This is a genomic window from Clostridium cibarium, from assembly GCF_014836335.1.
GTDB classification, from domain to species: Bacteria; Bacillota; Clostridia; order Clostridiales; family Clostridiaceae; genus Clostridium; species Clostridium cibarium.
Map to the genome: position 1 here is coordinate 121,888 of NZ_JACSRA010000002.1, position 12,579 is coordinate 134,466.

13 protein-coding genes and 1 other annotated feature (1 of these 14 only partly in view) are annotated in these 12,579 nt (G+C 30.0%); of the genes, 1 reads left to right on the forward strand and 12 read right to left on the reverse strand.

Annotated elements, in window-relative coordinates; all coding sequences use genetic code 11:
- Positions 1–46: a sequence feature (ribosomal protein L20 leader region), on the reverse strand; it reaches 77 nt to the left of the window's first position.
- Positions 47–96: 50 nt separating this feature from the next.
- On the reverse strand, positions 97–960 hold the full coding sequence (gene ytxC / locus H9661_RS01890; RefSeq protein ID WP_143314564.1) for a putative sporulation protein YtxC: 864 nt from the start codon (positions 958–960) through the stop codon (positions 97–99).
- 140 nt (positions 961–1,100) lie between these two features.
- Between ytxC and H9661_RS01895 the strand changes: the two genes are divergently transcribed.
- Entirely contained in the window at positions 1,101–1,802 is a 702-nt protein-coding gene (locus H9661_RS01895; protein ID WP_143314565.1) for a DUF6873 family GME fold protein, read from the forward strand.
- A 95-nt stretch (positions 1,803–1,897) separates the two neighbouring features.
- On the opposite strand, the gene H9661_RS01900 is transcribed toward H9661_RS01895, so the two are convergent.
- The 11 genes from H9661_RS01900 to hslO all read right to left on the reverse strand — a co-directional run bounded on the left by H9661_RS01900 (position 1,898) and on the right by hslO (position 12,579).
- A complete protein-coding gene (locus H9661_RS01900; RefSeq protein WP_191767568.1) occupies positions 1,898–2,524 on the reverse strand; it encodes an HD domain-containing protein in 627 nt (208 codons plus the stop codon).
- Positions 2,525–2,627: 103 nt separating this feature from the next.
- Positions 2,628–4,271 carry a peptide ABC transporter substrate-binding protein gene (locus tag H9661_RS01905; protein WP_191767569.1) on the reverse strand — a complete coding sequence of 548 codons (1,644 nt, stop codon included), beginning with the start codon at positions 4,269–4,271 and terminating at the stop codon, positions 2,628–2,630.
- A gap of 54 nt (positions 4,272–4,325) precedes the next feature.
- Positions 4,326–5,288: an ABC transporter ATP-binding protein gene (locus H9661_RS01910; protein WP_191767570.1), complete on the reverse strand. Its 963-nt coding sequence runs from the start codon at positions 5,286–5,288 to the stop codon at positions 4,326–4,328.
- Entirely contained in the window at positions 5,288–6,295 is a 1,008-nt protein-coding gene (locus H9661_RS01915) for an ABC transporter ATP-binding protein (protein ID WP_143314569.1), read from the reverse strand. Before H9661_RS01915 ends, H9661_RS01910 begins: the two co-directional genes overlap by 1 nt.
- A 19-nt stretch (positions 6,296–6,314) precedes the next feature.
- Positions 6,315–7,256 (reverse strand): ABC transporter permease, encoded by a 942-nt coding sequence (locus tag H9661_RS01920; RefSeq protein WP_143314570.1) that lies wholly within the window; start codon positions 7,254–7,256, stop codon positions 6,315–6,317.
- A 15-nt stretch (positions 7,257–7,271) separates the two neighbouring features.
- Positions 7,272–8,198 (reverse strand): ABC transporter permease, encoded by a 927-nt coding sequence (locus tag H9661_RS01925; RefSeq protein ID WP_143314571.1) that lies wholly within the window; start codon positions 8,196–8,198, stop codon positions 7,272–7,274.
- Between the two features lie 334 nt (positions 8,199–8,532).
- Complete coding sequence (locus tag H9661_RS01930) at positions 8,533–9,264, reverse strand: LytR/AlgR family response regulator transcription factor (protein WP_185966679.1); 732 nt, start codon at positions 9,262–9,264, stop codon at positions 8,533–8,535.
- A gap of 12 nt (positions 9,265–9,276) precedes the next feature.
- Positions 9,277–10,581, reverse strand: a complete 1,305-nt coding sequence (locus H9661_RS01935) for a sensor histidine kinase (protein ID WP_191767571.1) — start codon at positions 10,579–10,581, stop codon at positions 9,277–9,279.
- Positions 10,582–10,635: 54 nt separating this feature from the next.
- Positions 10,636–10,791, reverse strand: coding sequence for a hypothetical protein (locus tag H9661_RS01940; protein WP_185966680.1), 156 nt, complete (start codon positions 10,789–10,791; stop codon positions 10,636–10,638).
- Complete coding sequence (locus H9661_RS01945; RefSeq protein WP_143314574.1) at positions 10,763–11,395, reverse strand: accessory gene regulator B family protein; 633 nt, start codon at positions 11,393–11,395, stop codon at positions 10,763–10,765. Before H9661_RS01945 ends, H9661_RS01940 begins: the two co-directional genes overlap by 29 nt.
- Before the next feature lie 299 nt (positions 11,396–11,694).
- Positions 11,695–12,579 carry an Hsp33 family molecular chaperone HslO gene (gene hslO / locus H9661_RS01950; protein ID WP_143314575.1) on the reverse strand — a complete coding sequence of 295 codons (885 nt, stop codon included), beginning with the start codon at positions 12,577–12,579 and terminating at the stop codon, positions 11,695–11,697.

The window sequence follows — 12,579 nt, forward strand, 5'->3', positions numbered from 1 at the left end:
ATCAATTGATGCTGCAAGGTGAGAAACGGCGTTTCTTCTTAACGTATTTAATTCTATCACCCAATAACTGTGATGTCAACATTTTTATTAAAAAATCTAATTATAAACTTTTTTAAACGTTACTCTATCTCCAAATACATTAGTAATTGTATCAATAAATTCTTTATTTGTACAATCCTCTTTACCCTGAATTACGATATGATTTGGAGCATTAGTGATTAATCCACTAATAACAATATCTTCAACACTAGCATCAATTCCTAATTTACATTCTGATAAATCTCTTAAAAAAGAACTAAAAATATCATTACCATATTCATCAGTAATTTTATATCCTCCAGTAGAGTTTATTTCTATATTTACTTCTTGTATTTTACTTTCTTGAATGTCTACAAAGTACTTTAATAATTTAATAAATTCCTTATATTCCTTTTCTACCATATATTTTTCTACTACTTTATCAATTATATCTTCGATATCTTCTCTAAGTTCCCTCATCCTGAAGGTAATAAACCCATTTATATTAATCATCTTATTTTCTTCAATGCAATATTTAATCTTCTCAATTATAGAATTAACTTTGTTTGCGCAATAAACAAACATATCATCCCTTGGTCCTTGCTCTCCAATAAGCACTTTCATAATTTCTTCTTCAACTTCTAATATTTCCTCTTGTCTTAAAAAGAAATAAGTGTCTGTTAAAAATTGAAACATTTCTTTTTCTTTATATTTCTTAATAACTATATTGTATAGAATATTGCTTATATATAAATTTATTCTATTACAGGTCTTTTCATCATAACCTTCATCATCACAAACCACCTTAACTACATGAGTTATCCCATCTAATCTTTCAACTACTCCAATAACTACATTTCTCTTTCTGAGAATATCCTTTAACTCTTGTAGCTCTTTAACAAAATCTAATTCACCTGAATAAGCTAATTCCTGTACAAGCATGGGTTTCACTCCCTTCCTAGTAATAGTATGTATTAAAATTTCAGCTATATACAGAATTTATTTTTCAGCTTTTGTCTACTTGATTTTTTTAATTTTTAATAGTAACTTATCCTTATAATGAATTATTTAAGGAGCGTTTCATGTTTTGTTTTGTAGATTATAGAATTACTCGTGAAGAAATAAATAACCTTATCAAGCATAAGCTTACACCTATTATTATTCCTAAATGCATAGAAGTTTATGATGCCATTGATGGTCATGTTGATATTCAACTGAATATCCTAAATAAAGAAGAAAAGACTGTAATAATACAAAAAAATATAAATAAAAGCTTTCTAACTACCTTATCTTCTAATAACATAAAATACATATTATCAGAAAAATCACTTGGAAGCTTATATCCAAATGATATAGGTTTAAATGCGCTAATAACTGAAAAATATTTTATCCATAACATAAATTTTACTGATAAAAATCTACTTGAAAGTCAATTAACTAAAAAGATAATCAATGTTAAACAAGGTTATACAAAGTGTTCAATATTACCAATTAAAGATGATGTGTTTATAACTAGTGATAAAGGTATTTTTAACTCCTTGAAAGATGAAGAAATTGATGTTTTACTCATTCCTGAAGGAGATATTCTTTTACCTCCTTTAAATTACGGTTTTATCGGAGGAATAGGTGGCATGATCTCTGAAAATAAACTTGGACTATTTGGCGAACTGAATAATTACAATTACGGTGATGAAGTATACAAATTTTTATATAAATACGATATCGAACCTATTAGCCTAAAAAAAGGGAAATTAATTGATAGGGGTAGTCTTATGGTTCTTTAACTTCCATATATATTACGTGGTTAAGATGTAAATTGTTCTCAAATAGAAGTGTTTTAAATTTTTTTATATAAAAGATTCAGATGCTATAATTATTCCTATAGCATCTGAATCTTTCCATATTTTTCTCTAAATTTCTTTATCTCATTTCTAACTTCTTCTTTATCCTTATCTGAAAGGCCACCTCTTCCTAATCTATCACTTAAAAATACCATGGACAAGTCATCTAAGTCAGTATATCTCTTCATACCTTCAATGTCTGAATATGGCATTTTGCCCATTACATATAAGAGGTGCATATGGTACCTTATTAGTTTTATTGTTTTTACAATAAATTTTTCATCATCTATAAAATAACTCAAAAACTTTCTTCCCTCTTCCTCTCCAACTTTATCATGATCATAAGAAATCCATCTTCCTTTACGAAGTTTTGTAGTAGTAAGTTTTCCTAAATCATGTAGTAGCAAACACCACATAAATGATCTTTTATCCTTAACTTCATCCAAAACCTTAGCGCCTTCATCTACAACCATCATGGTGTGTATCCATACATTGCCCTCTGGGTGATGTTTAGGAGACTGCTGAATTTTCTCTAGCCCCTTAATTTCACTAAATGGGTATTCATCCAAGATACCTTTATCTTTCAATTCATTTAAGAATATAGATGGTTTTTTATCCTTTAATAGATGCTCTTCAATCTCTTCATAAAGCTTCTTTCCACTCATAATAATAACCTCCATAAAATCCTGCTTATTTCTAAATTTATTATACCCTACAAACAAAAAAAATCTCGTAACAAGAATAATCTTATTACGAGATTTAAAATTACTATTCAGCCATATAAGCTTTAACAAAGTATACTTGACCTAAAGGTGATACTCTCATATCCTTAACCTTAGGATCAATTCCTTTTACAAAAGTATAATAGTATATTGGAACTATTGGCATTTCTTCCATTAATATATCTTCTGCTTCTCTCATATGTTGAGCTCTAGTTTTTACATCAGTTTCTAATTGTGCTTTTTTGATTAATTCATCATATTTTGGATTTGCAAATTTAGCGTCATTATTTCCTCCGCCAGTCATCCACATATCTAAGAAACTTATTGGATCAACATAATCAGCACTCCAACCATGTCTAGCAATTTCATAGCTACCATTTTCTCTTGATTTTTGGAATACCTTCCATTCTTCATTTTGTAAGTTAACTTTAACACCGATTTGTGCCCACATTTGTTGAACAGCTTCAGCTATTAACTTATTACCTTCAGCAGTGTTATACTTTAATTGGAAAGTAGGAAGGCCTTCACCATTTGGATATCCTGCATCAGCTAATAATTTCTTAGCCCCTTCAACATCAAACTTAGTTTCATCCCAATACTTCTTATCAGCAAAATCTTTACCGTCTATTTCTATACCTTTAGGTACAAATGAATAAGCAGGTTCTTGACCACCCTTAGCAACTTCTTTAACAATCTTTTCTCTATCTATAGCAAGATTAAGTGCTTTTCTAACATTTTTGTTATCTAAAGCTTTCTTAACTTCTGGCTTAAGTTGTTCAGTTTTATTTCCAACATTTAAACAATAGAAGTATGTTCCTAAATTTGGAGAAATTTGAACTAATCCAGATTGTTTACCACTTTCTATTTCTGCTACTGGTACAATATCAATTGAAGTAAGTTCTCCATTCTTTAATGACGCATAAGCAGAAGTTTCATCTACTATCATCTTAAATGTTAACTTATTAAGCTTAACCTTATCTTTATCATAGTAATTGTCATTTTTAACAAATACGTAAGAATCTTTCATATTATATTCTTGTAACTTAAATGCCCCATCAGTTACATAAGTAGAAGGATCTGTAGTCCAATCATTTGGATGAGCTGAGATTACATCTTCTCTTAATGGCATATAAGTTGCAAATGCAGTTAACTCTAAGAAGTAAGTTGTTGGTTTTTCTAATTTTACTTCTAATGTTAAATCATCAACAACTTTAATTCCTAATGCATCTGCTGAACCTTTTCCAGTGTTATATGCTTCTCCACCTTTTATATAATACAATTGGTAAGCATAATTCGCAGCTGTTTTTGGATCTAAAGCTCTTTTCCAAGAATAAGCAAAATCCTTTGCAGTAACTTGTTGTCCATCAGACCATTTAGCATCATCTCTTAAATGGAATGTATAAGTCAATCCATCTGAAGAAATATCACAGCTCTTTGCTATTCCTGGCTCTGCCTTATCACTATCATAAGTTTTATAAAGTCCTTCAAAAGCATTAGCTATTACTATAGATCCATCAATTGCTTTATTTAATGTTGGATCTACTGTTTCAACTTCTGCTCCCAAGTTATGAACCATTTCTTGTTTAGCGCCCTTTCCGCTATCCTTTCCTCCACAACCAACTAATGTTGTCGCACCTAAAGCTAATGCTAAAGTTATAGCACAAAGCTTTTTAATTTTACTTTTTTGCATATTTGTTCCCCCTTAATAGATTTATTATAATTTGCTTAATGCAAAATAATAAGCTTATAAATTATGACACGCTACAAAATGACCTTTTTTAACTTCCCTCATCACTGGATCTTCCTGTCCACAGATTTCAGTTGCATATTTGCATCTTCCTTTGAATCTACACCCCTTTGGTGGATCAATTGGTGAAGGAATATCACCTTCCAATATTATCCTTTTACTATTTTTAGCTTCCTTAGGATCAGGTATTGGAACCGCTGATAATAAAGCTTTTGTATAAGGATGCATAGGATTAGTATAAACATCATCACTAGTACCCTTTTCAACTAATTTACCTAGATACATAACTCCTATATGAGTAGAAATATGCTTTACCATAGATAAATCGTGCGCAATAAATAAGTATGTTAATCCAAGTTCCTCAAGCATATTTATAACTTGTGCTTGAATAGATACATCTAAAGCCGATATAGGCTCATCACAAACTATTAAATCCGGTTCAACTGCAAGTGCCCTTGCAATTCCAATTCTTTGTCTTTGACCGCCTGAAAATTCATGAGGATACCTGTTTATATGAGATCCATTTAGCCCTACTTTATCAAGTAAGTATCTAATTCTATCTTCTCTCTCTTTCCCAGAGTATAATTTGTGAATATCTATTGCTTCTCCAATTATATCTCCTACTGTCATCCTTGGATTCAAAGATGCATAAGGATCTTGGAATATCATTTGCATATTCCTTCTTAAAGGAACCATTTCTTTATCACTAAGTTTTGAAATATCTTTTCCTTTAAATATAATTTCTCCTGAAGTTGGCTGATAAAGTTTAAGTACTGTTCTACCTGTAGTAGTCTTACCGCAACCTGATTCCCCAACAAGTCCTAACGTTTCACCCTTATTTATTGTAAATGATACATCATCTACAGCCTTTACATAACTTTTTTGACTAAACAACCCCTTGTTTGCAGGGAAAAATTTACATAAATTTTTAACTTCTAAAACAACCTCTTTATTTCCCATTACTTATCTCCTCCCAATGTTGACTCTACCTTTGGCGCATTTTCATGGCATAACCAACAAGCTGCTTTATGTCCTTTTTCTATTTCAAATAGAGGTGGCTGTTTTTCCATACATATTTTCATTGTATGATCACATCTATCTGCAAACGGACATCCTACAGGAGGTTTAAATAAATCTGGTGGTTGCCCCTCAATTGGTATAAGTTTTTCTTTCATATCACTCTTAGGATTAGGTACAGATTTTAATAGTCCCCATGTATATGGATGTTTTCCTCTATAGAAGATATCTTCATCTGTTCCTTCTTCTACAACAAGTCCACCGTACATTACATATATTCTAGTACATAAATCTGCCACAACACCTAAATCGTGCGTAATTAAAATAATAGCTGTATTTAATCTATTCTTTAAATCTTTCATTAAATCGAGGATTTGTGCTTGGATTGTAACATCTAAAGCAGTAGTTGGCTCATCTGCTATTATTAGCTCAGGTTTACAAATCAAACTCATGGCTATCATTACTCTTTGTCTCATACCTCCTGAAAATTCATGAGGATATTGTTTAACTCTTTTTTCTGGGCTAGGAATTCCTACTAATGAGAGCATCTTTACAGCTTCATCTAGAGCTTCTTTTTTACTAACACCTTTATGTTTTATTAAAGATTCAGTTAATTGATCACCTATTGTTAAAACTGGATTAAGAGATGTCATAGGATCTTGGAATATCATTCCTATCTTATTTCCTCTTATTGTTTCCATTTCTTTTTCTGTAAATTTAGTTATATCTTTTCCATTGAATATGATCTCACCATCAACAATTTTACCATTGCTTCCAAGCAATCTCATTATGCTCATCATACTTACTGATTTACCACAACCTGATTCACCAACTATACCAATAGCTTCCCCTTTATTTAAATAAATATTCGTACCTCTTACTGCTTTTACTTCCCCTATATGAGTATCGAAGGAAGTTTTAAGTCCTTTTACTTTTAACAATTCGTCCATACTTATTTTTCCTCCTACTCTATCTTTGATTCTTAGGATCTAAAGCTTCTGTAAGCCCGTCTCCTAGTAAGTTAAATGATAGTATTATAATACATATCGCAGCAGCTGGGAAGAATAATTGATATGGATGTACATATATTGCCTTCATAGCATCATTACATAAAGTACCAAGTGAAGCTAAAGGCGCATTTATTCCAAGTCCTAAGAAACTTAAAAAAGCCTCAGTAAATATTGCTTCTGGAATTAATAATGTCATTGTAACAATTATTGAGCTTACGCAGTTTGGTATTAAGTGTCTAACTAATATTCTTGCTTTAGAAGCACCTAATGATTTTGCTGCTAGCACGAAATCTTGTTCTTTTAATTGAAGTATATCACCTCTAACTATTCTAGCCATACCTACCCAATATGATATAGAAAGAGCAATAATTATATTTCCAATACCGCTACCACCATCTTTGCTTGTAAAGAATGCCATTAACAATATTACATAGATAATAGTTGGTATAGAATATAATACATCAACTATTCTCATCATTACATTATCAACCTTACCACCTATGAAACCTGCAATTCCTCCATAAAAAACACCGATAACAAGATTGATAATAGCCGCAGCCACACCAATTGTTAAAGAATATCTCGCTCCATACATTACTCTAACAAATAAGTCTCTTCCTAATGCATCAGTTCCAAAGATATGTGCTCCCCCTGGATTAGCATTAGTATTCGTTAAATCATTTGCATCATAAGTAAATGATGATACAAGTGGAACGCTAATTGCAGCAACAATACATAAAATAACTACAATTAACGAAACTATCGCTACTTTATTGCTTTTCAATCTTCTCCAAGCATCTTTCCAATATCCAACACTTGGTCTTACTACTTGTTCAAACTTTTTTTCTTCAGCGCTTAAAGGTGTAAACAAGCTTTTATCTAAATCATTTAAATTTTCCATTTTTGTCTTCCTTCCTTACACTTCTGGCTTATCCAATTTTATTCTTGGATCTACTATTACATACATAATATCAACTAAAATGTTACATACTACTATTAATGTACTATAAAATACTAATACTCCTAGTAATGCTGAATAATCTCTATTTGTAACTGTGGATACAAATTCGCTACCAAGACCTGGAATTGCGAATATGCTTTCTACTACGAAACTTCCTGTCAATACCCCAGCTATTAATGGCCCAAGGTATGTAATAACTGGAATCAAGGAATTTCTTAAAGCATGTTTAAAAATAATAGTCCTTCCACTTAATCCTTTAGCCTTTGCTGTTCTTATATAATCCGATTTTAAAACATCAATTAACTTACTTCTAGTTAATCTAGTTATAAATGACGTCGCACTAGCTGCTAGTGCTATAGACGGCATAACCAAATGTTTCCAACTAGTAAACCCTGTTGTTGGTAAAATATGCAATTTGCTTGCTAAGACATATATTAGCAGTGCACTCATAACAAAGCTTGGAATTGTTATACCAAGTGTTGCTAAAAACATACATAGCCTATCTGGCCATTTACCAGATTTTAAAGCCGAAACAACTCCTAAACTTACACCTACTACTACTGCTAATGCTACTGCAACTCCTCCAAGTTTAGCAGATTTAGGGAATGTTGTTTTAATTGTCTTACTTACGTCCCTTCCAACAAACTTCATAGATTCACCCAAATCTCCTTTTAAAAGATTTGACATATAGATTTTATATTGCTCACCCACCGGCTTGTCTAATCCATACTTTGCCTCTAAGTTTGCTTTTATTTCAGGCGTTATTTTGTCTCCATCAAATGGACCCCCTGGCATTAGTCTTACAAGAAAAAATGTTATAGTAATAACTGCCCATATAGTAATTATTCCTGTAAGAAGTCTTTTAAAAATGTACCTTAACAACTTCATCTCTCCCTTATTCCTTAATATAGATACACATGTCCTTATTAACAATTATATATAGATAAATGGATTTGTCAAATAAACTCGCATTTTATTTACACTACTATTAGTTATTTTAATATTCATTTGCAAGATTAAATTATTGATTTGTTAAAATATATTTATTCTTGGAATACGTTTTCACTTTTTATTTATGCTATTTTACAATTTATTCTACTATTTGTGTAAATAGAATTTTTTTACTAGATATTTTTTCCATAATAAAAATATTAACTTTTTATACTAAAAAAACAAAAAAATTAAAGTGATAAACACTTTAACTCTTTCTTTCATTTTATATAATCTTTGATAATTTGGACATTCGCCCAAATCCAATCTTACATTTTTCACCGTTATTCATTAATACATATTTTCTACTCTTGCTCATAGCCTTTACATATTTTAGATTAATTAAAACCTTTCGATTAACCATAAAGAAGTTCTTCCCAGCTTTACTCTCTAAATCTTTCAATCTCCCATTAAACTCTATTTGTCTATTTACACCATGTAATACAATTTTTTGAGTTTTAGAATCCAGTTCAAAAAATATTATTTTTTCTTTATCAAAGCACAATTTCTTTTTTCCTATATCTATAGATAATATTCTATCATCCTCTAAATCATTAGCTTCTTTAATAGAATTAGCCTTAACTAAACATTCCTTTACCTTATTTAGCATAGAATCAATTTCATCCTTTATTATAAAATCCATTGCTTCAATTTTATATTGGAATGTTAAAACACTCAATTCGCTATGAGTAGTAACAAAAATTATGAATCCATTTTTATCATGTTTTCTTATAATTTGAGCTAGCTCTAAGCCATGAATATCTTCCCCTAAATCAATATCTATGAAATATAGCCCAACAGTACCTTTTCCTTCAATACTACAAATCAAATCTTTGGCTTTATCTGTACTAAGCGCCAATTCCATATCTAAGCCATCCTCATCTATAGTCTTTTCTACAAAGTTAGTCAACCTTTCTCTTTGGCCTATGTCATCTTCAATTATATATACCTTTAACATTATCATACCTTTCTAATATATCTCTAGAATTTGTCTAAACTCGCCTTCCTCTATTATGGTATCAAGAGTAGCATGTGAATATTTTGATAATATTTCTCTAAGATTACTTAGCCCTATACCTCTATTTTCCCCTTTAGTAGAGAATCCTTTTTCATAAAGTTTATGTATTGGTGGAACACTACATTCAAAGGAATTAATTATAACAATCATCAGAGAACCACTTCTATTAATAAATCCTATTTTTATTTTTCCATCATTGCATGCAACTGCAGATTCAATTGCATTATCTAATAGAATTCCAATACATATACTTAAATCTATTACATCAAAATTAACTTTCTCTATTTTTTCAGCAACATCTATATCTACATTTACCCCAAGCTCTTGTGCTCTTATCACTTTAGTTAAAATTACCCCTTTAATTTCTTTAATCATAATATTATGAAGCAATCCAACTTTAGAATTTTTTTCGTTTATTTCTGTACCTAAAGGTACAATTCTATCCCGAAAATAACATTTTAATCCATTTAGATCTTCTTCTTCTATGTAAGCTGCCATTGATGATAATATATTTATATAATCATGTCTAAACTTTCTCATATCATTATATAACATCTCTAAATTTTCATTATATTCTGTAAGATCTTTTAATTGCCTTTCTCGAGTTTCAGCTGCTATTTCACTTTTTATGTTTTTATATCCAATAAACGTTATTATAATACCAACAATACAATAACTTATTGATATTACAATTCCTAAATAAATAAAATCGACTTTATCATTCGTCTCTTTCATTATATAACAATTTACTGAAAACATAAGTAAAACAATAGCGCAGCTAAAAGCAACCATTAACTTATTTTTAAGAATTATTTCCTTTGTCATTCCAAATTTCTTAAGCTTCTTTTCTAAAAACTTAAACCCATTACGGATTACTTTACTAGTTAATATTGATAACAAGAAAATTATTATTCTTGAAATAATAAGTTTATTGTTGCCCATTGTAACTTTTTCATCAATAATATCAATAAAAATTGGCGAAACTAACAAATCAAGAATAAACATTATAAATAATGCAATAACTTCTGATACGAGACTGATTAAAATGCTGTTCCTTTCATATATTAAAAAAAGTAGCACCGCTAACCATAGAACTATATTTGAAAATCGACTTAATTCTAATGCAATAGCAATGCTGACTCCTCCTAAAACACAAATTTTAATCCATAACTTTCTCTTTGAAAACTTAACTAAGCCTAATTCCTTTATTGACAAAATTACAGTGATAAAAGTTATTATCCCACCTAGAATTATCATTTTATTCTACCTATCCATTTGTGTACTATAAAATTTGCGAGTTCCATTCTTTGCCTACTCTTCTTCTTGTATTAATTCTTGCATAAATTCTGGCTCATAATAAACAAAGAATAAACAATCAATGTTATCAGCCTTTTTTTCAAATTGTGACATTGCAGCATCATACATACCCTCTGCAACCTTATTTCCTACCTTTTTTAAAATACTCATAATTATTGTACCTCCTCTTAAAAACTTTATATGTTATAGGTAATATACTAATTGTCTCTGCTAAAGCAGAAATAGCAAATAGAGTCTTAATTTGATGAGAATTTAAAATCATTACTAAAGCAAACAAAAAAGTAAAAGTTACAATAGTTTTAATTTTAAATTTTTTTCTTAGCTTCTTCCCAACTAATGGTCTTGATTCTGTATCCGCTGGAGCATAAATAATATAAGCTAATAAGACCATAGCATAAATTAGATAAACTATATATATTGGTAAGGTAAAATATTTATTTACCAATCCACCTCCAATAAATATTAGAATCGATACAATAGTACAACTAATACTATTTGAAGAATGTATTCCAAATGCAAACTTACGTTGTATAGCAAAAAATGCCCATATAATAAATACTTCTTTAAAGATATTTAATAAGCAAGCTATTGCAAGTATGATAACCATTTTCGTTATATTTACATATAGTACGTATATATAGTAAACCAACTTTTTTTTGTCTAATTCGGTTATCTCTCTATTTTGTCCAACTATCTCCACTATCTTTTCGCTTATCAATTCCGGAATGCTATTTCTCTTTGCTCTTTCCTTCATATTAGTATTAAATTACCTCCCCACACTACTATATGTATATTATACATAATACTATATTTACAGTCAAATTTTACTAAAGAATTGGCTTTTTCTTTTTCCATGTAGTTATAAATTAAAATTATTGCATTTTTCATCATATCTCTAAACAGTATTCTACAGTATTTTTCATTATTTGTAAAATAATTGTCTAATGTCTCTATTTTACTACATATTTATTGATAAAAAAATTAATATATACTAAAAAGACCATAGAAATTAAAATCTCTATGGTCTTTCTAGTATATTTGCTTATTGCCATTTTACTTTTTAGCTTTTTCCAAAAGATCTCCTATGTCATAATTGGTAAATTTGTATTTTTTATTACAAAAGTGACATACTACTTCTTCTTCTTTGCCATCATCATAAATTTCTTGTAAGTCTTTTTCCCCTATACTAATTAATGCTTTTTCAATTCTCTCTCTTGAACAATCACAAAAATATTTGGGCTCATTTGCATCTTCAAGTTTCAAATCCATTCCATCAAAAACATATTCTAATATCTCTTCTATAGTTTTTCCTTCATCAATCATTGTAGTTATTGAAGGTATTTCTTCTAGCCTATACATTAATATATCTGCAAGCAACGGATCCGCACCTGGCATCATCTGAATTATAAACCCTCCAGCAGCTTTAATAGATAAATCTTTGTCAACTAATACCCCTAAAGAAACTGCTGATGGTGTTTGTTCTGAAACAGTAAAATAGTAAGTAAGATCTTCTGCAATTTCACCTGATTGAATTGGCACTTGTCCAACATACGGATCTTTAAGACCTAAATCTTTTATTACATATAATATACCTTTTGTTCCAACTGCTCCCCCTACATCTAACTTTCCTTTACTATTAAGAGGCAACTCTATAAATGGATTTCCAATAAAACCTTTAACAGAAGCATCCGAATGAGCTGTTACTGTTATTCCCTTAGCTTCTCCAGATCCATTGATTTTTAATGTAACTACTTCTTTTTCAGACTTCAAAGTTGTTCCTATTAATGCTCCTGCTGTCAGCATTCTTCCAAGTGCTGCAGCTGCTAAAGGTGTACACTCATGCACACTTGTTCCATCACTCACTAGTTCTGTAGTTATTCCCCCTATTACTCTAATCATACCATCTTTTGCTGTTCCTCTTACTATTTTGTCTTTCAT